This window comes from Streptomyces sp. CA-142005 (genome assembly GCF_050942335.1).
In the GTDB taxonomy this organism is placed as follows: domain Bacteria; phylum Actinomycetota; class Actinomycetes; order Streptomycetales; family Streptomycetaceae; genus Streptomyces.
Genome location: NZ_CP192078.1, coordinates 1,447,501 through 1,469,219, shown reverse-complemented (window position 1 = coordinate 1,469,219; position 21,719 = coordinate 1,447,501). Strand labels below are relative to the sequence as shown.

Annotated in this window: 17 protein-coding genes; 12 read left to right on the top strand and 5 right to left on the bottom strand. The window is 72.2% G+C overall.

The features are described from left to right. Positions 1 to 174: 174 nt before the first annotated feature. Positions 175 to 1,791 (bottom strand): acyl-CoA synthetase, encoded by a 1,617-nt coding sequence (locus tag ACQPXS_RS07205; protein ID WP_433448053.1) that lies wholly within the window; start codon positions 1,789 to 1,791, stop codon positions 175 to 177. A gap of 199 nt (positions 1,792 to 1,990) precedes the next feature. Between ACQPXS_RS07205 and ACQPXS_RS07200 the strand changes: the two genes are divergently transcribed. The 9 genes from ACQPXS_RS07200 (at position 1,991) to ACQPXS_RS07160 (ending at position 11,050) form a co-directional block, all read left to right on the top strand. Beyond that, a complete protein-coding gene (locus ACQPXS_RS07200) occupies positions 1,991 to 2,791 on the top strand; it encodes a crotonase/enoyl-CoA hydratase family protein (RefSeq protein ID WP_433448051.1) in 801 nt (266 codons plus the stop codon). Between the two features lie 44 nt (positions 2,792 to 2,835). Then, the gene (locus ACQPXS_RS07195; protein ID WP_433448049.1) at positions 2,836 to 3,777 is read left to right on the top strand and encodes a Zn-ribbon domain-containing OB-fold protein; all 942 of its coding nucleotides are present in this window, start codon (positions 2,836 to 2,838) and stop codon (positions 3,775 to 3,777) included. Then, the gene (locus tag ACQPXS_RS07190; protein ID WP_433448046.1) at positions 3,774 to 4,823 is read left to right on the top strand and encodes a thiolase domain-containing protein; all 1,050 of its coding nucleotides are present in this window, start codon (positions 3,774 to 3,776) and stop codon (positions 4,821 to 4,823) included. The genes ACQPXS_RS07195 and ACQPXS_RS07190 overlap by 4 nt, the downstream gene beginning before the upstream one ends. Beyond that, positions 4,820 to 5,986, top strand: coding sequence for a thiolase domain-containing protein (locus ACQPXS_RS07185; protein ID WP_433448043.1), 1,167 nt, complete (start codon positions 4,820 to 4,822; stop codon positions 5,984 to 5,986). Before ACQPXS_RS07190 ends, ACQPXS_RS07185 begins: the two co-directional genes overlap by 4 nt. Before the next feature lie 82 nt (positions 5,987 to 6,068). Next, positions 6,069 to 6,311: a DUF397 domain-containing protein gene (locus tag ACQPXS_RS07180; protein WP_433448041.1), complete on the top strand. Its 243-nt coding sequence runs from the start codon at positions 6,069 to 6,071 to the stop codon at positions 6,309 to 6,311. Positions 6,312 to 6,473: 162 nt separating this feature from the next. Continuing rightward, entirely contained in the window at positions 6,474 to 7,376 is a 903-nt protein-coding gene (locus ACQPXS_RS07175) for a universal stress protein (RefSeq protein ID WP_433448038.1), read from the top strand. 206 nt (positions 7,377 to 7,582) lie between these two features. Next, positions 7,583 to 8,839, top strand: a complete 1,257-nt coding sequence (locus ACQPXS_RS07170; RefSeq protein ID WP_433448036.1) for an extracellular catalytic domain type 1 short-chain-length polyhydroxyalkanoate depolymerase — start codon at positions 7,583 to 7,585, stop codon at positions 8,837 to 8,839. A gap of 135 nt (positions 8,840 to 8,974) precedes the next feature. Beyond that, the gene (locus tag ACQPXS_RS07165) at positions 8,975 to 10,390 is read left to right on the top strand and encodes a 3-hydroxybutyrate oligomer hydrolase family protein (RefSeq protein ID WP_433448033.1); all 1,416 of its coding nucleotides are present in this window, start codon (positions 8,975 to 8,977) and stop codon (positions 10,388 to 10,390) included. A gap of 162 nt (positions 10,391 to 10,552) precedes the next feature. Then, positions 10,553 to 11,050, top strand: coding sequence for a hypothetical protein (locus ACQPXS_RS07160; protein ID WP_030339601.1), 498 nt, complete (start codon positions 10,553 to 10,555; stop codon positions 11,048 to 11,050). Between the two features lie 17 nt (positions 11,051 to 11,067). Here ACQPXS_RS07160 and ACQPXS_RS07155 read toward each other — a convergent pair whose 3' ends face one another. Both ACQPXS_RS07155 and ACQPXS_RS07150 read right to left on the bottom strand, forming a co-directional pair. Further along, on the bottom strand, positions 11,068 to 13,038 hold the full coding sequence (locus tag ACQPXS_RS07155; RefSeq protein WP_433448030.1) for an N-acetylmuramoyl-L-alanine amidase: 1,971 nt from the start codon (positions 13,036 to 13,038) through the stop codon (positions 11,068 to 11,070). A 259-nt stretch (positions 13,039 to 13,297) separates the two neighbouring features. After that, complete coding sequence (locus tag ACQPXS_RS07150) at positions 13,298 to 14,443, bottom strand: aminoglycoside phosphotransferase family protein (RefSeq protein WP_433448028.1); 1,146 nt, start codon at positions 14,441 to 14,443, stop codon at positions 13,298 to 13,300. Positions 14,444 to 14,774: 331 nt separating this feature from the next. Here ACQPXS_RS07150 and ACQPXS_RS07145 point away from each other — a divergent pair, with 331 nt between their 5' ends. Further along, entirely contained in the window at positions 14,775 to 16,268 is a 1,494-nt protein-coding gene (locus tag ACQPXS_RS07145) for a DNA-binding protein NsdB (protein ID WP_356306506.1), read from the top strand. Positions 16,269 to 16,334: 66 nt separating this feature from the next. Here the strand turns inward: ACQPXS_RS07145 and ACQPXS_RS07140 are convergent, their stop codons facing one another. Continuing rightward, positions 16,335 to 17,762: a PP2C family protein-serine/threonine phosphatase gene (locus ACQPXS_RS07140; RefSeq protein WP_433448026.1), complete on the bottom strand. Its 1,428-nt coding sequence runs from the start codon at positions 17,760 to 17,762 to the stop codon at positions 16,335 to 16,337. 347 nt (positions 17,763 to 18,109) lie between these two features. Between ACQPXS_RS07140 and ACQPXS_RS07135 the strand changes: the two genes are divergently transcribed. Both ACQPXS_RS07135 and ACQPXS_RS07130 read left to right on the top strand, forming a co-directional pair. Next, the gene (locus ACQPXS_RS07135) at positions 18,110 to 18,526 is read left to right on the top strand and encodes an SsgA family sporulation/cell division regulator (protein ID WP_356306510.1); all 417 of its coding nucleotides are present in this window, start codon (positions 18,110 to 18,112) and stop codon (positions 18,524 to 18,526) included. Between the two features lie 132 nt (positions 18,527 to 18,658). Continuing rightward, positions 18,659 to 20,683, top strand: a complete 2,025-nt coding sequence (locus ACQPXS_RS07130; RefSeq protein WP_433448023.1) for a phosphocholine-specific phospholipase C — start codon at positions 18,659 to 18,661, stop codon at positions 20,681 to 20,683. Here ACQPXS_RS07130 and ACQPXS_RS07125 read toward each other — a convergent pair. Then, positions 20,673 to 21,698 carry a Gfo/Idh/MocA family protein gene (locus ACQPXS_RS07125; RefSeq protein WP_433448021.1) on the bottom strand — a complete coding sequence of 342 codons (1,026 nt, stop codon included), beginning with the start codon at positions 21,696 to 21,698 and terminating at the stop codon, positions 20,673 to 20,675. The two genes, ACQPXS_RS07130 and ACQPXS_RS07125, sit on opposite strands and share 11 nt — an antisense overlap. Positions 21,699 to 21,719 lie beyond the last annotated feature (21 nt).

Sequence of the window (21,719 nt, the reverse complement as noted above, 5' to 3'; positions counted from 1 at the left end):
AGGCGTGTGATGAGACACCCCGAGATCCTTCCGTGCGTGGCCCGATGCCCGTGCGGAAGGCCGGGACCGGCACAACTCGACCCACCGACAGTCACCCAAAGTAGTCGAGTGGGGTCGATCGTGCGCACAGAGTAGTGCTACCGGGTGATGGGGGCGGTGGGACACCCCGGTGCGTCACCGCCGGTCGGCCGCCACCGCGACCTCGCGGGCCCACCGGTAGTCGGCCTTGCCGCTCGGGGACCGCTGGATGGAGTCGGTGATCACCAGCTGGCGGGGGATCTTGTAGCCGGCCAGCCGGGTACGGCAGTGGCTCTGGATGTCGGCCAGCGAGGGGTGCGAGGCTCCCTCGCGCAGCTGCACCACGGCCGCCACATGGTTGCCCCAGGTGGCGTCCGGGACCCCGGCGACCAGCGCGTCGTACACGTCCGGATGCGCCTTGAGCGCCTGTTCGACCTCCTCCGGATAGACTTTCTCGCCTCCGGTGTTGATGCACTGCGAGCCCCGGCCGAGCACGGTGACCACGCCGTCCTCGTCGACCGTCGCCATGTCGCCGAGCAGCACCCAGCGCTGCCCGTCCTTCTCGAAGAACGTCTCGGCGGTTTTCCGCGGGTCGTTGTAGTAGCCGAGCGGGACGTGTCCGCACTGCGCGACCCGGCCGGTCTCACCGGCCCGGACCGGCTCGCGGGTCACCGGATCCACCACGCGGGTACGGGAGTTGACCCGCAGGCGGAAGCCCCGCTCGGGGCCCGAGTCCTCCGTCGCCGTACCGTTGAAACCGGACTCGGAGGAGCCGAAGTTGTTGAGCAGCACGGCGTTCGGGACCAGCTCCCGGAACTGCCTGCGCACCGTCTCCGACATGACCGCACCCGACGAGGACACGCTGAACAGGGTCGAACAGTCCGTCCCCTTGAGCGGTCCGCTCAGCGCGTCGATCAGCGGCCGGAGCATCGCGTCGCCCACCAGCGACACGGCGGTGACCTTCTCCTTCTCGACGGTCCGCAGCACCTCCTCCGGCACGAACTTGCGGTGCAGTACGACACGTTGGCCGAAGTTGAAGCCGATGAACGCCGTCAGCGTGGAGGTGCCGTGCATCAGCGGGGGAGTGGGGAAGAAGGTGATCCCGGAGCCTCCGGCGGCGACCCGCTCGGCCAGCTCCTGCGGTGTCTTCACCGGCTCCCCGGTCGGCGCCCCGCCGCCGAGCCCGGCGAAGAACAGATCCTCCTGGCGCCACATCACACCCTTGGGCATGCCCGTCGTGCCACCGGTGTAGATGATGAACTGGTCGTCGGCGGAGCGGGCCGGAAAGCCCCGGGCCGGCGAGCCGGATGCCTCCGCCTCGGCGTACGGCACCGCACCGGGCACCCCGCCCGCCTCCGGGCCCACCCGCAGCAGGTGCCGCAGCTTCGGCGCCCGCGGCAGCGCCGCCGCGACCCGGTCCGCGAACTCCGCGTCGAAGACCAGCGCGACCAGATCGGCGTCCCGGTAGAGATAGACCAACTCCTCCTCGACATAGCGGTAGTTGACGTTGACCGGGACGATCCGCGCCTTCAGGCAGGCCAGCACCGTCTGCAGGTACTCGACGCCGTTGTACAGGTGGAGGCCGAGGTGTTCGCCGGGCCGTATTCCGCTGTCGATCAGGTGGTGGGCGACCCGGTTGGCGGCCGCGTCCAGCTCCGCGTAGGTCAGGCGCCGCTCCGCGCCGGTGCCGGGACGGTCGACGTACACGAGCGCCTCGCGGTCCGGGACCACGTCGACGACCGACTCGAACAGGTCGGCAAGGTTGTACTCCACCGCTCCTCCTGACCCCGGACGTCCTGGCGAACAAAGGCGCATCGGCCGGTACGCCGGTCATCAGAGCAAAGCGCGCGGCAACTGTGAAGGGCCGCACCAAATAAATCTGACTGCTCGTCAGAAAACCTCTGAAGCTCCCTTGAAGTGCCTCGTCGCCTACTGCAACCTGTTCTCGTTCTCACCGAGGGGAGACAAGCCCATGGGCGGGACGGAACACCTCACCGTGCGGCGCGAGGGCGCCACACTCGTGCTCACGCTCAACAGGCCCGACACCAGGAACGCGCTCTCGCTTCCCATGCTCGTCGGCCTGTACGACGGCTGGCGCGAGGCCGACGCGGACGACGAGATCCGCTCGATCGTGCTCACCGGGGCCGGCGGCTCCTTCTGCGCCGGAATGGACCTCAAGGCCCTGGCCGGGAAGGGGATGGCAGGGGAGCAGTACCGCCACCGGCTCAAGGCCGATCCCGACCTGCACTGGAAGGCGATGCTGCGCCACCATCGCCCGCGCAAACCGGTCATCGCCGCCGTCGAGGGATACTGCGTCGCGGGCGGCACCGAGATCCTCCAGGGCACCGACATCCGGGTCGCCGGCGAGTCCGCGACCTTCGGCCTGTTCGAGGTCAGGCGCGGGCTCTTCCCGATCGGCGGCTCCACCGTCCGGCTGCAACGCCAGATCCCGCGCACCCACGCCCTGGAGATGCTGCTCACCGGACGGCCGTACAGCGCCCGGGAGGCAGCGGACATCGGCCTGATCGGCCATGTCGTCCCCGACGGCACCGCCCTCGGCGAAGCCCTGGAGATCGCCGAGCGGATCAACGCCTGCGGCCCGCTCGCCGTCGAGGCCGTCAAGGCGTCGGTGTACGAGACCGCCGAGATGACGGAGACCGACGGGCTCGCGGCCGAACTCGCGCGCGGCTGGCCCCTCTTCGACACCGCCGACGCCAAGGAAGGCGCCCGCGCCTTCGCGGAGAAACGGCCCCCCGTCTACAAGCGCGCGTAGCGCTGGGCGCGACCTCGCCGCCCTTGCCAAGGAGGCAAGCCCCGATGCCCGAAGTCCTCAAAGCACCCCTCGTCGTCGAATTCCCCTTCACCCGCTCCCTCGGCCCCGTCCAGAGCGCCTTCCTCACCGGCCTGCGCGAACGCGTCGTCCTCGGCGTGAAGACGACCGACGGACGCACCCTCGTCCCGCCCGTCGAGTACGACCCCGTCACCGCCGGGGAACTCCGCGACCTGGTGGAGGTCGCCCCCACCGGCACCGTCACCACCTGGGCGTGGAACCACGAACCGCGCCGCGGCCAGCCCCTCGCCGCGCCCTTCGCCTGGGTCCTCGTCCGGCTCGACGGCGCCGACACCGCCCTGCTGCACGCCCTCGACGCACCCGGCCCCGGCTCCCTGCACACCGGCATGCGGGTCCGCATCCGCTGGGCCGCCGAGCGCACCGGCGCCATCACCGACATCGCCTGCTTCGAGCCGTACGACGGAGAACCCGAAGAACCCGTGGGCCACACCGGCGAGTTCGGCAACCCGCTCACCGGCATCGTCGCCCCCGCCCGCCTCGACTACACCTACTCACCCGGCCGCGCCCAGTCCGCCTACATAGGCGCCCTGTCCGAACAGCGGACCGTCGGCGAACGCTGCCCCTCCTGCCGCAAGGTGTACGTCCCCCCGAGGGGTGCGTGCCCCACATGTGGCGTGGCCACAGCGGAACAGGTCGAAGTGGGTCCCCGTGGCACCGTCACCACCTACTGCATCGTCAACATCAAGGCGAAGAACCTCGACATCGAGGTGCCCTACGTCTACGCACACATCGCCCTCGACGGCGCCGACCTCGCCCTGCACGCCCGGATCGGCGGCATCCCCTACGACCAGGTGCGGATGGGCCTGCGCGTGGAGCCGGTGTGGACCGAGGGCGCCCGCTACCCCGACCACTACCGGCCCACCGGCGAACCCGACGCCGACTACGACACCTACAAGGAGCTGCTGTGACACGGGAGATCGCGGTCGTCGCCTTCGCCCAGACCGACCACCGGCGCTCCACCGAGGAGTCCTCCGAGGTCGAGATGCTCATGCCGGTCCTGCACGAGGTGCTGGCACAGACCGGCCTGCGAACCGCCGACATCGGCTTCACCTGCTCCGGGTCCAGCGACTACCTCGCCGGCCGTGCCTTCTCCTTCACCCTCGCCCTCGACGGCGTCGGCGCCTGGCCGCCGATCTCCGAGTCACACGTCGAGATGGACGGCGCCTGGGCGCTGTACGAGGCCTGGACCAAACTGCTCACCGGCGACGCCGACACCGCGCTCGTCTACTCCTACGGCAAGTGCTCGCCCGGCTCCGTGCGGGACGTCCTCACCCGCCAGCTCGACCCCTACTACGTCGCCCCCCTGTGGCCCGACTCCGTAGCCCTCGCCGCCCTCCAGGCGCAGGCCCTCATCGACGCCGGCCACACCGACGAACCCGCGCTCGCCGCCGTCGGCGCCCGCAGCCGCGCGGACGCGGAAGCCAACCCGCACGCCCAGCTCAAGGGCCCCATGCCGCACGGCGACTACGTCGTACGGCCGCTGCGCACCGGCGACTGCCCGCCCGTCGGCGACGGCGCCGCCGCCGTGATCCTCGCGGCGGGGGAGCGGGCCCGCCGGCTGTGCGCGCGGCCCGCCTGGATCCGCGGCGTCGACCACCGCATCGAGGCCCACGGCCTCGGCGTCCGCGACCTCACCGACTCGCCGTCCACCCGGCTCGCCGCCGAAAAGGCCGGCGCCTTCGAGCGGCCCGTCGACACCGCCGAGTTGCACGCCCCGTTCAGCTCGCAGGAGCTGATCCTGCGCCGGGCACTGCGCCTCGGCGACGACGTGCGCGTCAACCCCTCCGGAGGCGCCCTCGCCGCCAACCCGGTGATGGCCGCCGGACTCGTCCGCATCGGCGAGGCCGCCGCCCGTATCCACCGCGGCGCGTCCGACCGCGCCCTCGCCCACGCCACCTCAGGCCCCTGCCTGCAGCAGAACCTGGTCGCCGTACTCGAAGGGGATCCGCGATGAGCAAGGAGCCCGTGGCCGTCGTCGGCGTCGGCCAGACCAAGCACGTCGCCGCCCGCCGGGACGTCTCGATCGCCGGACTCGTCCGCGAGGCGGCACTGAGGGCGCTGGACGACGCCGAGTTGACCTGGGCCGACATCGACGCCGTGGTCATCGGCAAGGCGCCCGACTTCTTCGAGGGCGTGATGATGCCCGAGCTGTACCTGGCCGACGCCCTCGGTGCCGTCGGCAAGCCCATGCTGCGGGTGCACACCGCCGGCTCGGTCGGCGGATCCACCGCGCTGGTGGCCGCCAACCTGGTCGCCGCCCGGGTCCACGGCACCGTGCTCACCCTCGCCTTCGAGAAGCAGTCCGAGTCGAACGCCATGTGGGGCCTGTCCCTGCCGATCCCCTTCCAGCAGCCCCTGCTCGCCGGCGCCGGCGGCTTCTTCGCCCCCCATGTGCGCGCCTACATGCGGCGCAGCGGCGCCCCCGACACCATCGGCTCCCTCGTCGCCTACAAGGACCGGCGCAACGCGCTGAGGAACCCCTACGCCCACCTGCACGAGCACGACATCACCCTGGAGAAGGTCCAGGCCTCGCCCATGCTGTGGGATCCCATCCGCTACTCCGAGACCTGCCCGTCCTCCGACGGCGCCTGCGCGATGGTCCTCACCGACCGCGTCGGAGCCGCCCGCGCACCCCGCCCGCCCGCCTGGATGCTCGGCGGCGCCATGCGCAGCGAGCCGACCCTGTTCGCGGGCAAGGACTTCGTCTCCCCGCAGGCCGGCAAGGACTGCGCCGCCGACGTCTACCGGCAGGCCGGCATCTCCGACCCGCGCCGGGACATCGACGCCGTCGAGATGTACGTGCCGTTCTCCTGGTACGAGCCCATGTGGCTGGAGAACCTGGGCTTCGCGGAGGAGGGCGGGGGCTGGAAGCTCACCGAGTCCGGGGTGACCGAACTCGACGGGGACCTGCCCGTCAACATGTCGGGCGGAGTGCTCTCCACCAACCCCATCGGCGCCTCGGGCATGATCCGCTTCGCCGAGGCCGCCCTCCAGGTGCGCGGCCAGGCCGGAGAACACCAGGTGGACGGCGCCCGCAGGGTGCTCGGGCACGCCTACGGAGGCGGCTCGCAGTTCTTCTCCATGTGGCTCGTGGGAGCGCGGCCACCGGAGACCTGAAAGTCCTCCCCACGTGGCCTGTTGGGCATCGTGAGCGGTCGCTAGGCTGAGCCGCGGACGACGAACCGGGAGGAGCACGGACGTGGCCGAGACCACCACCCAGCACAAGCCGCTCGCGGGCTGGGACAAGCCGGAGCTGGACCTCAGCAAGGCCCAGTGGCAGTCCAGCAGCCGAGGTCTGGGCGATGTCCAGATCGCCTTTGTCGAGGGCTTCATCGCGATGCGCAACAGCGGCCGTCCGGAGAGCCCATCCCTGATCTTCACGCCGGCGGAATGGGGTGCCTTCGTCTCGGGGGCGCGTGAAGGGGAGTTCGACCTCACCTGAGCCGGCCCCGCACCGAAACGGCACGGCTCGGAGGTCACAGCCGAACCGGGGGTGTTCCGCGCGGATTTCCGGACACGCGACCGGCAGGACCCCGCTGGGACGGATGCCTGCGTCAGGCTGGCCCCAGCAAGGGGAAGGTCGTGCTCCGGAAGGTGAGGGACGATGAGCACTGCGCCGGTCATCGCCGCGGTCGACGGCTCCGAGGACAGCCTGCGCGCGCTGGAGTGGGCCTTCGACGCCGCCCGCCGCCGTGCCGCGACGCTGCGGGTGGTGCACGTGCGGCAGTACGCCGCCTGGGGCCAGGCCGATGTGCTGGTCGCCGCACAGCCCGAGGTGGAGGGCGATCCGGTGCTGGACGACGTGCGCTCCCGGCTCGCGGGGCGCGGCGCGGGGCCCGCCGTCGAGTACGTCGCCCTGGAGGGCGTACCGGGCGCCGTGCTTCCGGAACTCGGCGCAGACGCCCAGCTGTTGGTCCTCGGCTCCCGGGGCCGCGGCGGCTTCGCCAGCCTGCTGCTCGGCTCCAACGGGCTCGCCGCCGCCCGGGACGCCGAGTGCCCGGTGGTCGTCGTGCCCCGGCCCGGCCGGCAGGTGCACGGCGAGGGTCCGGCCGAGCCCGGCCCCCGGGTGGTGGTCGGCCTGCACGCCGACAGCCCCGACGAGGCCACTCTCGCCCTCGCCTTCACCGAGGCCGCCCTGCGCGGCGCCCGCGTGCAGGTGATCGCCGCCTACCCGTGGCCGGTGCAGACCTGGTCCGCCCCCGGCCAGCTGGTGCCGCCCCAGATCGACCAGAGCGCCGTCGAGAACGAGACCCGCACCCTCGCCGAGGGCTTCCTCGCCCCGCACCGCGAGCGGCACCCCGAGGTCCGCGCCGACGCCGAGGCGCTGCCCGGCGATGCCGCCGGCCATCTCGTCGCCGCGTCCAAGGGCGCCGAACTGGTCGTCGTCGGCCGGCACCGGCGACGCCTGCTCGCACCGGCCCGCATGATGGGCTCGGTCACCCAGGCGGTCCTGCTGCACGCGGCGAGCCCGATCGCGGTGGTGCCCCCGGTGACGCCGGAGGAGTGAGCGCCGGGCGGACCGAGGCCTGGACGGCGTAGCAGACCGCACCGGGCCCCGCAATGCGCGCGCTGTCGACGGGCGTGGTCACGGCTGTGGTGTCCCGCGCCATGGTGGCGGCCCCCGCGCGTACATACGGTTCCGCCACGCCCGGCGCCGTGCCCGCAGCCTTGCGCACGAGCGGCCGGGACACGCGTTTCGCGAAGGAGCCGCCCATGTCACCGCCCCCGTTCGCAGGAGCAGCCGGAGCGCCGCCCCGCGCCCGCGTCCTGCCCCGTTTCCTGACCCGTCTGCTCGCCGTCGTCGCCGTCGTCCTCGGCACCGCGCTCGCCGGTCCCCTGCCCGCCGCCCGGGCCTCCGTGACGCTCACCCAGGTGAGCGACTTCGGATCCAACCCGGGCGCCCTCACCATGTACGTGTACCGGCCCGCGTCCCTGCCCGCGCACCCGCCGGTCGTCGTGGCCCTGCACGGCTGCACCCAGAACGCGCAGGTCTACGCCGACAACTCCGGCCTGCCCCAACTCGCCGACCGCGATGGCTTTCTGCTGGTGCTCGCGCAGACCGGCTCGGCCAACAACGCGAGCCAGTGCTTCAACTGGTTCCAGACCACGGACAACCGGCGCGGGCAGGGCGAGGCGCTCTCCATCCGGCAGATGGTGAGCCAGGCCGTGACCGCCTACGGCGCCGACCCCCAGCGCGTCTACGTCACCGGCCTGTCCGCCGGCGGCGCCATGACCGCCGTCATGCTCGCCACCTACCCCGAGGTCTTCTCCGCCGGCGCGGTCGTCGCGGGTCTGCCCTACGACTGCACCAAGGACAACAGCCCCTACACCTGCATGAACCCGGGCGTCGACCTGAGCCCGGACGCGTGGGCCCAGCGGGTACGGGACGCCTATCCCTCGTACACTGGGCCCTGGCCGCGTACGGCCGTCTGGTACGGCGACCAGGACACCACGGTCGTCCCGCGCAACGCCACGGAGCTGCGCGACCAGTGGACGGCCCTGCACGGCCTGTCCCAGACCCCGAGCCGCACCGCGACCATCGGCCCCGACGCCACCCGGCAGGACCAGTACCTGGCCGCCGACGGCACGGTGGCCGTCGAGGTCGACCGGGTGCCCGGCATCGGGCACGGCACCCCGGTGGACCCGGGCACCGGCACCCAGCAGTGCGGCAGCACCGGCGCGCCCTACTTCGCCGCCTCCATCTGCTCCAGCTACTGGATCGCCCGGTTCTTCGGCCTGGACACCTCCGATCCGGGCGGCGGTGGGACCGGCGGTGGCGGCAGCGGCGCCGCCTGCTGGACGGCGAGCAACTACGCCCAGGTGCAGGCCGGACGGGCCACCACCAGCGGCGGCTACACCTACGCCAAGGGATCCCAGCAGAACATGGGCCTCTACAACACGTTCGTCACCCACACCCTGAAGGAGTCACCCACGGGTTACTACACCATCGCCGACAGCGGCTGCCCCTGACACCGAGTCAGCCCCGGTCGGTCATGGTGGCCGACGACGCTGCCGGGGCCGTCTTCATGGCGGCCCCACACATGTCCGGCACGCCCACTCCACCCCTAGCCTCCAGCGCGTCCACCCACAGCCGGAGGAACCCGTATGCCGACCACACCGCACAGACGGCCCACCCGCCGAGCCGTTCTCCCCGCACTCTCGCTCACCGCGGCCTGCCTGCTCCTGGCCACCCCGGCCACGGCGGCACCCACCGGCACACCGGACGGCCACTGTGCCGGCCGCAGCCAGCTGCGGGTGCCCGGCGCCGCCTACCAGAAGGCCGACTGCCTGGAGGAGCTGACCACCGCCGGCACCGTGGCCTCCGGGCACACCGACCCCGCCGACTACGCCGGACTCACCCCCAAGGACCTGGCCACGCCCAGCGGCGTGCCCGGCATCCAGATCGACGGCTACTTCCCGGACACCTCCACCACCAACACCGACCACGGGTGGCACCACGACTCCCAGTTCGTCGTCCGCCTGCCCGACCACTGGAACGGCGGCCTGGTCGTCGCCGGGACACCCGGCAACCGCGAGCAGTACGCGAACGACAAGGCCATCTCCGACTGGGTGCTCGCCCGCGGCTACGCCTACGCGGCCACCGACAAGGGCAACACCGGCACCGCCTTCTACCGCGACGGCCGGCGGCCCGGCGACGCCATCGCCGAATGGAACACCCGCCTCACCCAGCTCACCCGCGCCGCCCGCGCCGTGGTCGCCGAGCGCTATCACCGGCCCCCGGCCCGCACCATCGCCACCGGTCTGTCCAACGGCGGCTACCTCGTGCGCTGGCAGCTGGAGAACCACCCCGAGCTGTACGACGGCGGGGTCGACTGGGAAGGCACCCTCTGGCGCACCGAGGGCCCCAACCTGCTCACCTTCCTGCCGCAGGCCCTGCGCCACTACCCCGTGTACGCCGCCGGCGGCCCCGGAGGCGCCGAGGCCCAGGCCGCCCTGCACCGGGCCGGCTTCCCGGCCGGCTCGGAGTTCCTGTGGCCGTACCACTACCAGGTCTACTGGGACCTCACCCAGCGCATCTACCGGGAGGAGCTCGACCCCGGCTACGACGGCGCCACCGAGGCCGGGACCCCGTTCTGCGCCTCCGGCACACCGGGCTGCGACGCCGACTACGACTACGCGGCCCGGACCGCGGCCGTCCACCGCGCCGTCGACCGGATCGCGCTCACCGGACGCATCGGCAAACCACTGATCACCCTCCAGGGCACCCTCGACGTGCTGCTGCCGATCAGCCAGGACTCCGACGTCTACGCGCGCATGGTGCACGCGGCCGGGCGCGGCGCCCTGTTGCGCTACTACCGCATCGAGGACGGCACCCACACCGACTCCCTGGTCGACGCCTTCCCCGGCCGTCTCCGCCCGATGCTGCCCTGCCACCACTCGGCCTTCGAGGCCCTGGAGGGCTGGATCACCGGCTCCGGCCTCCCGCCGGCCGACCACACCGTCCCCCGCCCGCCTGACGCCACCGCGTCCACGCTCCTCACCAGCTGCCCCCTGAGCTGAGCGGCAGCGCCCCTGGGCGGCGCCCCGCAGGGGGCGCCCCGACGGGGCCCGGGGAACCGCGCGACCAGCCGCAACGGACCCGCACCCGGCCGGACGGCCCCGTCACGGCCGATCCGGTGGAGCCGGACCGCACTTCCCGCGCAGCCCACGTACCATGGCCGCATGTCGTTCCTCCGCCGCCGCAGCGCCACCCCCGCCGGACCCGACTTCGACGTGCTGGCCATGGACCCGGGCGACTGGCCGGGCAACCTCGGCGCGGGCCTGCTGCCCGCGCCCGACGGCACCTGCCAGGGTGTCTTCCTGCGCTACGACCTCTTCGGCGGCCGCGGCCCCGCCATGATCATCGGCAACCTCCCCGAGGGGTCCCCGGCCCGCGAGGTGGCCGAGGGCGAGATCCCCTTCGAGGTGGGCCAGCTGCTGCTCGCGCTGGAGAACGACGAGGAGGTCACCGTCGTGGGCGTCGAGGACACCCCGGTCCTCCAGGGCGACAACCTGCTCATCGTGCGGCGGCTGAAGCTGTCCGAGTCCCGGATCTCCTGCGTCCAGTTCGACCGCAGCGACGGCGTCCTCGTCACCATCGCCGCCTGGGACCGCCCCATCACCGACGACCTGTACGCCCTGCTGAAGCCGCTCCCGGCGGAGCTTTTCCAGCAGGGCTGAGGCCGCCGCCGGCCGGGCTAGCCGGCCGAGCCCTCCAGGTTCACGTCCGCGGCGCGGACGAAGGCCACCCGGTGGCCGTACTGGATCTCGTAGTACAGGTCCTTGCCCACCACGACCCGGTGCGAGTCGGTGGTGAAGGTGACCGCGTAGTAGTACTCGCCCGGCACCACGTCACCGACCACGTACTTCTGTCCGGCCGGGATCGTGTACGGCAGCGGCACGACCGACTGCGCCGGTACGCCCGCCGGGTAGGCCTCCTTCTCCGGGTAGGCCCTGCCGTACACCGGGACACTGGCCAGGCCGTCCTTCGGGGTGATCACCACGCCGTTGGCGGGCACCGCCGCCGGCGCGGTGGGCGAGTTCTGGAACCAGGCCTTCTGGCCCAGGTACCAGATCGCGGTCCAGTCGCCCCAGTGGTCCGCGACCGCGTACTGCTGGCCGGTGGAGGCCCGGGAGGACAGGTCGTTCACGTCCTCGGTCGGGTCCTTCTTCAGCCCGATGTCCTTGATCAGCGGTGCGTTCACGTCGTGGTCCGAGTACAGCCGCACCTCGCTGGAGCCGTGCGACGTGCACGCCTCGCCGCTGGTGGTGCAGCCCGTGTACACCGGCTGGTTCCTGGCGTAGTCCGGCAGGATCGTCACCAGTCCGCCCTGCTTGCCGGCCGTGCGCTTGAAGGGGTGGCCCAGCAGCTGGAAGTAGTGCCGCCAGTCCCAGTACGGGCCCGGGTCGGTGTGCATGCCGGGGATGGTGGACGTGGTCGGGCCGGGCACGTTGTCGTGGCCGAGGATGTGCTGCCGGTCCAGCGGGATGCCGTACTTGCCGGCCAGGTACTTCACCAGCCGGGCCGAGGAGCGGTACATCGCCTCGGTGTACCAGGCGTCCGGGTTGGCGAGGAAACCTTCGTGCTCGATGCCGATGGACCGGGCGTTGACGTCCCAGTTGCCCGCGTGCCAGGCCACGTCCTTCGCCTTGACGTGCTGGGCGATCAGACCGTCCGTGGAGCGGATCGTGTAGTTCCACGACACATAGGTCGGGTCCTGGATCAGGTTCAGCACCCCGTCCCAGGCGCCCTCCGTGTCATGGATGACGATGTACTTGATGGCCTGTGACACCGGACGGTCGCCGAGGTCGTGGTTGCCGTAGTCGTCGTTCCCGAACTGCGCGTACGGCGCCCAGACCGCCTCGCAGGACACCGAGCTCGGGCACTCGACGCCGTCCGTCGGCAGCGTGCCCAGCCCGTCCTGCCGCAGCTGGGCGGTGTCGGCCGTCAGCTCCGGCTGCGCGGCGAGCGCGACCAGCTGGCCGTCGTCGGTGACGCGCTCCTCCCCGGTGCGCAGGACGTCGTACACGTCGTCGGCGTACGCCGCCGCGGTCGCCGCGTCGTCGGCGCCGGAGAAGCGGGCCACCGCGCCGTACCAGTCGGCCGGGTCGGCGCTCAGCGGCTCGCCCAGCTCCTTCTGCGCGGCGGCGAGCAGAGCGGCGCCGCCGGCCACGTTCGCCGTCGGGTCGGTGCGCAGCTCTTCGGCCGGCAGACCGGTCAGCTGCGCCGCCTTCGGCAGCGTCTTCAGGCGGGCCGGGAGCGCGGACTCGGCGGGCGCCTTGACGTCCGGGTGGACGGCCGCGCGGGCGGCGTCGCCGCGGGCGTCCTCCGTGCCCTCGGCGTAGTGCTCGGTGGTGGCGATGGCGGTGCGGGCGTCCGTGAGGTGCATCGGACCGTAACCGCCGGACACGCTGGGCGCCCCGGCGTGCCAGTCCCAGCGGGACTGGAGGTAGGAGACGGCCAGCAGGACGCTCTGCGGCACGTGGTACTCGGTCGCCGCGGTGGCGAACGCGTGCTGCAGCCGGCCGGCGGAGGAGTCGGTGGTGCCCTGGGCGGGGGCCGCGCCGAGCAGGGGCAGCAGCAGGGCCGCCGACGCCAGGGGGACGGCGGCCCTGCGCAGATGTCTGTGGCCGGGTGTGGACGGGGAATCGGTGGCGGAACCTCGCAATGCGGCCTCCTGTGACGGGTGGGCGTGGCGGGGCGTACGGCGCGGAGCAGGGTCAGTGGTACCGGGTTGCCGACGATCCGTCAATGATGCCTTCGTACAGGCGATTTCCCACGTCACGGAGGGTTTTCGGCGAGTTTCGCGGCGGCGGTGCGCGGGCCTGCGCGGCGTCACTGGCATACACCACTGGCCACAACCCCCCGGACACACGAAGGTCCGCGGTGCGCCGCCGCTCTGGCGCACCGCGGAACCGTCGTCCCCGTCAGCGAGTTCCGACCGCCGCTCGGACGGCCTTGCGGGCCATCTGGCAGTCGTCGTGCAGCCGCCTGAGCAGCAGCCGCTGTTCCTCGCCGGACGGCGCAGCACCCGGGTGGGCCACGCCCGGTGCCGCCGGGGCCACCTCGTGCATCGAACGCTGCACGGCCGTCTCGTACGTACGGATCTCCCGGGTCAGCACCAGCATCAGGTTCACCAGGAAGGCGTCCCGGGAGGCCGGGCCAGCCGACTGGGCGATCTGGCTGATCTGCCGCCGGGCCACCGGCGCGTCCCCGAGGACCAGCCACAGCGTCGCCAGGTCGTACCCCGGCAGATACCAGCCCGCGTGCTCCCAGTCCACCAGCACCGGACCGGCCGGTGACAGCAGGATGTTCGACAGCAGGGCGTCGCCGTGGTTGAACTGGAGCATGCCGTGCCGGCCCACCTCGTGGGCGATGCCGTGCAGCAGCTTCTGGAGGTCGCCGAGGTCCCGGTCGGTGAGCAGGCCCAGCTCGTGGTACCGGGAGATCCGGGCGCCGTAGTCCAGAGGCATGTCGAAGGTGCCCACCGGGGGCCGCCAGGCGTTCACCCGGCAGATGGCGCCCAGCGCCGCCCGGATGTCCGGGCGGGGCGGCGCCTCCAGCGGATGGCGCTGCAGCGCCGCCACCCGGCCCGGCGCCCGCTCGATGACCAGGGTGCAGTGGTCCGGATCCGCCGCGATCAGCCGGGGCACGCGGACCGGTGGCCGGTGCCGGACGAACGAGCGGTATGCGGCTATCTCGTGGCGGAACCGCTCGGCCCAGGCGGGCGAGTGGTCCAGCAGACACTTGGCCACGGCCGCGCCGCGCCCGGTCGTCCCGACGAGGAGGACGGACCGTCCGCTGCGCCGCAGCACCTGCACCGGGGTGAACTCCGGACAGATCCGGTGCACCGATGCGATCGCGGTGCGCAGCTGCGCGCCCTGGGGGCCGGACAAGTCCAGTCTCCCGCTGAGCGGTTGGGTACCGACCTGGCCCGGCACCCGCCGGAGCCGGCCGGCGACCGGCGCGGGGCCGCCCGGACGCGCCGCCGGGTCCAGGTACGGCCCGCCGCCCGCGGGGCGGGAGCGCAGCGGCCGGGGCGGGGCGGACACGGAGGACGATGCTGCGTACATGGGAGATACAGATCCCTTCGTGTGCCTGCGGTGCCTGCCTGTGGTGCGTGCTCGGGGCACATGCGCGGGGCCGGGGCTCGGCAGAGCCCGTACTCCGTTCGCATGCACTGTGAGCGTGCGCCTGCCCGGCCCGGCCGCCCGGGTGCACCCTGGGGAATGCACCCGTCAGCTCGGCGAGCCGAGCGGCGACCGGGTCGGGGTGGCGCGTTCCTACTCGACACCCGATGCCCAGTGGCACACCATCTGGCGGACCCTGGCGAACCCTGGCGAATAGTCGCCCGGCAACCTTCACCGGGCTACTGTCAACTCAGCCGAGAACCTGGGGGCTTACGTGAGCGGACAACCCAACACCCGCCTTGCGGACCTGTTCGGCCTGGCCGGCTGGTCCAAGGGGGAACTCGCGAGGCTGGTCAACAAGCAGGCGGCGGCCATGGGCCACCCCCAGCTGTCGACCGACACCTCCCGGGTCCGTCGGTGGATCGACATGGGAGAGATCCCGCGCGATCCGGTGCCGCGGGTGCTGGCGGCCCTGTTCACCGAGCGTCTCGGCCGTGTCGTGACCATCGAGGACCTCGGTCTGGTACGGCACGGGCGTACGGGGAAACGGCAGGGCGACGGGATCGAGGAACATCCCGACGGCGTGCCGTGGGCGCCCGAACGTACCGCCGCGGTCCTCACCGAATTCACGGGAATGGACCTCATGCTCAACCGACGCGGCTTGGTGGGCGCGGGTGCCGCGCTCGCCGCGGGATCCGCACTCAGCAGCGCCATGTACGACTGGCTGCACACCGACCCGGCCCTGAAGGCCGACGCCCCCGTTCTCGACGACCCCCTGCACGCCGACCCCGCTGGGTTCGACCGCTATGAGGCCGCCCCCATCGGGTCGCAGGAGATCGAGGAACTGGAGCGCTCGGTCGAGGTGTTCCGCGCCTGGGACGCCGCCCGTGGCGGCGGACTTCAGCGCAAGGCGGTCGTGGGCCAGCTCAACGAGGTGGGCGGCATGCTCGCCTACCACCATCCACCCCATCTCCAGCGGCGCCTGTGGGGCGTGGCTGCCAACCTTGCCGTCCTCGCGGGCTGGATGTCGCACGACGTCGGCCTGGAGCCCACGGCGCAGAAGTACTTCCTGATCGCCGCCCATGCCGCCCGCGAGGGCGGAGACCGGCCGCGTGCCGGTGAGGCCCTGTCCCGGGCGGCCCGGCAGATGGTGCACCTCGGCCGGCCCGACGACGCACTGGACCTGATGAAGCTCGCCCAGTCCGGCGCCGGCGACCGCCTGCAGCCGCGCACGAAGGCGATGTTCCACACCATCGAGGCCTGGGCGCAGGCCTCCATGGGCAAGGGCCAGGCGATGCGCCGCACGCTCGGGCAGGCGGAGGACATGTTCGTCGCCGACCGGGGCGAGGCGGAGCCGCTGGACTGGATGCAGACCTTCAAGGACGAGGATCTGTACGGCATGCAGGCGCTCGCCTACCGCACGCTGGCGGAGTTCGACCCGAGCGCGGCCACGCACGCCCAGTACTACGCGGAGAAGGCGCTCTCCCTGCGCGTCGACGGGCGGGAGCGGTCGAAGATCTTCGACCATCTGTCCATGGCCTCGGCCTGCTTCATCGCCGATGACCCCGAACAGGCCGACCGCTACGCACGGCTGGCCCTGATGTCGATGGGGTCGAACTCCTCCCGTCGCACCTGGGACCGGCTGCGGCAGATGTACCGGCTGACCGCGGAGTACTCCGGCTACCCGAAGATCCACGAACTGCGGGAGGAGATCCGGCTCGCCCTGCCCAAGCCGAGGTCCAAGGGCGCGGACAGCGCACAGGCGTGAGCGCACAGGCACCGGGCCTGTGCGCCGGACTTGATCAGCAACCTCAACTCATCGGTCACGTCGATCTCATGCGGTGACCCTGGCGACGAGCACGCAGGCGTCGTCCTCGCGTCCGGCTCCGCCGAACTCCTCGACCACCGTGCGCACGCAGTCCTGCGCGGTGCGCGCCGTGCCGAACCGCGGGGCAAGGCCGAGCAGGCGGTCCACGGCCGCGCCCGGGCTGTGCCCCGGCACCAGTCCGTCGGTGTGCAGCAGCAGGAGGTCACCCGGCCGAAGGGTCTCTTCGGCCTGCCCGTAGGCGGCGCCCGTGGTGGCGCCGAGCAGGACGCCGTCCGGTGCGTTCAGCCTGCGCCCCGTCCCGTTGCGGTACAGCAGCGGGGCGGGGTGTCCTGCCTGCGCCCAGACCAGGGTGCGGGTCCCGGGCCGGTAGCGGCAGCAGACGGCGCTGCCGAGGGCGGGCTGCACGGTGGCGTCGAGTAACTGGTTGAGCATGCCGAGCAGTTCACCGGGCGGGCTGCCGGCCAGCGCCATGCCGCGTACGGCACCGAGCAGCATCGCCATCCCGGAGGCGACGGCCACTCCGTGCCCGGTGAGGTCGCCGACGCTGAGCAGGGTGTCGCCGTCGGACAGTTCCAGCGCGTCGTACCAGTCGCCGCCGAGCGGTGAGGCCGTCGCCGCGGTCAGGCGGCGCGCGGCGAGGTCGAGGGTGTGTGGCCCCTGGTGCGGGAGCCGCAGGGAGCCGCGCCATGGCGGTAGCACGGCTTCCTGCAGCTCGGCCGCGATCCGGTGCTCGGTCTGCTCCTGCCGGCGCTGACGCTGCATCGAGTCACGGGTCTCGTGCACCGTACGCCGGCAGCGGCGCAGTTCGCTGACGTCGCGCAGCACGGCCCACATCGAGGCGGTGCCGCCGTCGGCGCCGAGCACGGGTTCGCCCATCATGTGCACCGCCCGCACGGAGCCGTCCGGCCGCAGGACGCGGAACTCGCCGTCGATGGGTTTGCCGTCGACCAGGCAGTCCGTCACCATCGCGGTCAGTTTCGGCCGGTCCTCCTCGACAACCAGCGAGGGCAGTTCGTCCAGGGTGAGGGCGGGGGCGTCCGGGTCCAGGCCGAGGATCTGGTAGAGCTCCCCGGACCAGGTCGCCTCGTCCGTCAGCAGGTTCCACTCCGCGCTGCCGACGCGGCTGAGCAGCGAGGCGCTCGAGGCGGCGGGCGCGGGCCGAGGCGCGGGTGCCTCGACCGGTTCCGTCGGCTCGGCGACCGGTCCGTCCCGGAGCTGGGCCAAATGGGCGTCCAGGTCCTCGAGTTGGTGCAGCGCGAGGTCGTACAGGGCGCGCTGCCAGCGTTCCTCCGGGTCCCCGCCCTCGCTCCGGGTGTCCCGCCGTACGGCGTCCACGTCGCCCTTGAGCCGTCGCGTCTGTGTTATCAAGGCCTCCACCGAGCCGCGTCCGGGTGGCTGGGCGGCTGGGTGGTCCGCGGAGACTGGGGACGGCATGACGCACTCCGTTGGGGGACGATACGGCCGGGGAGGACGGGGGGGCCGTTACGACTTTCGCACAGCCCGCGACGCCCCGTAAGGGATTTGGCACCACACGATACGGTGGTGCTTTCGGCATATGCCAGAGTCTTCCCCGAGTGATCCGCGCGCACGAATGACGTACGCGCCAGGCGGAGCAAGTCGTAGACGGGCTACGAGTGTTGCCCGTTCCGGGCCGCTTTTCCTCGGCGCTCACGCGTGTGTTCGTCGCTCCTGTGTTCCAGTGTGCGGGAAGCGTCTTGTACCTGTCGAACTCTGACCGGATTTCGCGGCATGTGAAGCGCCTTCGACGACTCCATTAAGGCATGGACGCCATCACTGTCGAACAGCCCGCCCAGGCCCGGCTCGTCACCGCCGAGGACCAGGAGATCCCGGTGTCGGCCACGCTGCGCTACACCACGGACGATCCCCTGGCCGTCTTCGTGGACTTCCCGGCCGAGGCCGCCCTGGACGGGGAGGAGGTCACCTGGGTCTTCGCGCGCTCCCTGCTCGACCAGGGGCTGCGGTCCCCGGCCGGCCACGGGGACGTGCAGATCTGGCCATACGGCCGCACCCGCACGGTCCTGGAGTTCCACTCGCCCCACGGCCTGGCCCTGCTGCAGTTCCCCGCGTCGGCCCTGCGCCGTTTCCTGCTGCGCACGTACGGGGTGGTGGCCGCCGGGCAGGAGGACCTGGCCGGAGTGGTGGAGCGGGGGCTGGGCGCCCTGTTCGGCGGGGTATGAGGCGGGCCCGCGGGCGACTTTGACTCTTGTTCACCTTCGCCTCACCGCTCCGGCATGGCCCCCGACGGCCGCCGAGGGGCACCCTGGCGCGCGGCGTGCCGCAGGGGCACCGAAGGTGACAAGGACGGGGCGATGACACCGATCAGCCGAAGAGGCTTCGTGGGGCTCGGCGCATCCGTGGCAGCGGGAGTGGCACTGGGCGGCGCCGGCACCCGCAGCGCGGCGGCGGCCACCACCGCGACCGGCACGATCAAGGACGTACGGCACGTGGTGATCCTGATGCAGGAGAACCGCAGCTTCGACCACTACTTCGGCCGTCTGAAGGGCGTGCGCGGCTTCGGAGACCGCAGCGGCATCACCCTCGGCGGCGGCCACTCGGTCTTCGACCAGCCGAACGGGACGGGCCGCCAGTACCCCTGGAAGCTCAGCGCCACCCCGTCCGCCGGCGGCAAGGACGGCGAAACCCTGGCCCAGTGCAATGGCGACCTGCCCCACTCCTGGTCCTCGCAGCACTCCGCCTGGAACAAGGGCCGCATGGACAACTGGGTCGCGGGCGTCGGCAACGTCCGCTCGCTCGGCTACCTGGACCGCTCCGACATCCCCTTCCACTACGCGCTCGCCGACAACTACACCGTCTGCGACGCCTACTTCTGCTCCACGCTCAGCGCGACCGGCCCCAACCGCACCTACCTGTGGAGCGGCAAGGTCGACTCCACGAGCTACGACGGCGGCGACGAGTCCGGCCTGACCTGGCAGAACTACGCCGAGGCACTGCAGGCCGCCGGGGTGAGCTGGAAGGTCTACCAGAACGCGGCCGACAACTACGGCGACAACGGCTGCGCCTACTTCAAGAACTTCGCCAACGCGCGGCCGGGCAACCCGCTGTACGACCGCGGCATGTCCTCGGCGCCCAAGGTGACCGGCTCCACCCCCGACGACATCGCCGCCGCCATCAAGTCCGACGTGCTCGCGGGCACCCTCCCGCAGGTCTCCTGGGTCGTGCCCAACCAGGCCTTCTCCGAGCACCCCTACGCCCCGCCCGGCGACGGCGCCCACTTCGTCGGCCTCGTCTACCAGGCCCTCGCGGCCGACCAGGACGTCTTCGACTCCACCGTCCTGTTCCTCAACTACGACGAGAACGACGGCTACTTCGACCACGTGCCCCCGCCGGCACCGCCCGCCGGAACGGCCGGGGAGTTTCTGAACGGGGTGCCGTACGGCTTCGGCTTCCGCGTCCCGATGCTGGTCATCTCGCCCTGGACACGCGGTGGCTGGGTCTCCTCGGAGGTCTTCGAGCACACCTCGGTGCTGCGCTTCCTGGAGACCTGGACGTCCGCGCTCGGCAAGCCCGCCAAGTGCCCCGACATCAGCGACTGGCGGCGCAAGGTGAGCGGCGACCTCACCGGCGTCTTCGACTTCGCCAATCCGGTCTACGGCCCGGTATCCCTGCCCGCGACCAGCGTCATCGGCATGGGCACCTGCGGCCCGCTGCCCAACCCGGTGCCGACCGACAACGCCCTGCCCGCGCAGGAGTCCGGCACCCGCCCGGCCCGCGCGCTGCCGTACCAGCCGGGCGGCTACCTCGACCACCTGGAGTTCGGCGCCGCCGGCAAGATCCTCGCCTGGTTCACCATGACCAACCAGGGCGGCCCGGCCTCCCGCGCGGCCCACTTCTCCATCCACCCGAACGCCTACCGGGACACCACGCCCTACCAGTACACCGTCGACGCGGGCGGCACCGCCTCCGACTCCTTCAACATCGGCACGGGCTTCGGCGGCGGCACGTACGACTTCACCATGGTCGGCCCCAACCGCTTCCTGCGCCGCTTCCAGGGCGACGCGACCAAGGCGGGCAGGTCCGCGGAGGTGAGCACCCGTTACGCCGTCGAGCCGGGCACGGGCAAGCTGGCCGTCTACTTCAAGATGACCAACTCGGGTTCATCCCCGGTGAGGTTCACCATCACCTCGAACCACTACCGCGGCGACGGCCCGTGGACCTACACCGTCACCGCGGGCGCCTCGGCGGAGGACTACTTCAACGCCGTCGCCTACCAGAACGGCTGGTACGACTTCACGGTGACCGTCGACTCCGACGCGAGCTGGTCGCGCCGGTTCACCGGGCACCTGGAGACGGGAGCCGCGAGCGTCAGCGGCTGACCCCGGCGTACAGGTCCGGGCGCGGGGCGAGGCCGACGGCCACCCGGCCGCCGGTCTCCAGCGCCCGGACGCCCGCCTCGGCGACGACCGACGCGGCGTAACCGTCCCAGACGCTCGGACCGGTGACCTCGCCACGCCGGGTGGCGTCCACCCAGGCCTGCACCTCGCGGTCGTAGGCGTCGGCGAACCGGACGAGGTAGTCCTGCGCCACCTCCTCACGGGCGCTGCCCGCCGCGGTGACCACCATGGTGCGCTCGTCGCCGATCCGCGCGCTGCCCCGCTCGCACACGGCCTCGCAGCGCACCTGGTAGCCGAAGCCGCAGTTGACGAAGACCTCCACGTCGACCAGCGCGCCCCCCGCGGTCTCGAACAGCACGAACTGCGGATCGAGCAGGCCCTCGGGGGCGTCCGCGGACGGCGTGGGACGCACGACGGTCACCGCCGTCAGCTCCTGCCCGAGCAGCCAGCGGGCCGCGTCGATCTCGTGCGAGACGGAGCTGTTGATCAGCATGGCGCTGGTGAAGTGGCCGGGGGAGGAGACGTTGCGGTGGGTGCAGTGCAGCATCAGGGGACGGCCCAGACCACCGCCGTCCAGCAGCGCCTTGAGCCGGCGGTACTCGGCGTCGTAGCGGCGCATGAAGCCGATCTGCGCCAGCCGGCGGCCCAGCCGTGCCTCGGCCTCCACCACCCGCAGCGCACCCGTGGAGTCGGGCACCATGGGCTTCTCGCACAGCACCGGCAGCCCGCGGGCGAAGGCGGCGAGGAGCGCCTCCTCGTGGGCGGGCCCGGGCGAGGCGATCAGCACGGCCGCCACGCCGGGCGCGTCGAGCGCGGCCTCCGGGTCCGTGTGCACGGTCACTGCGTCGATGCCCGCCACGGCCTTCTCCGCCCGCTCGGCCTCGGGGTCGGCCACCGCCGCGACCCTCGCTCCGCTGACCACTTGGTCGAGGCGTCGTATGTGGTCGGCCCCCATGTGTCCGGCACCCAGTACGGCCACTCCCAGAAGGTCACCCATGTGTGCGCTCCCTTACGCCGA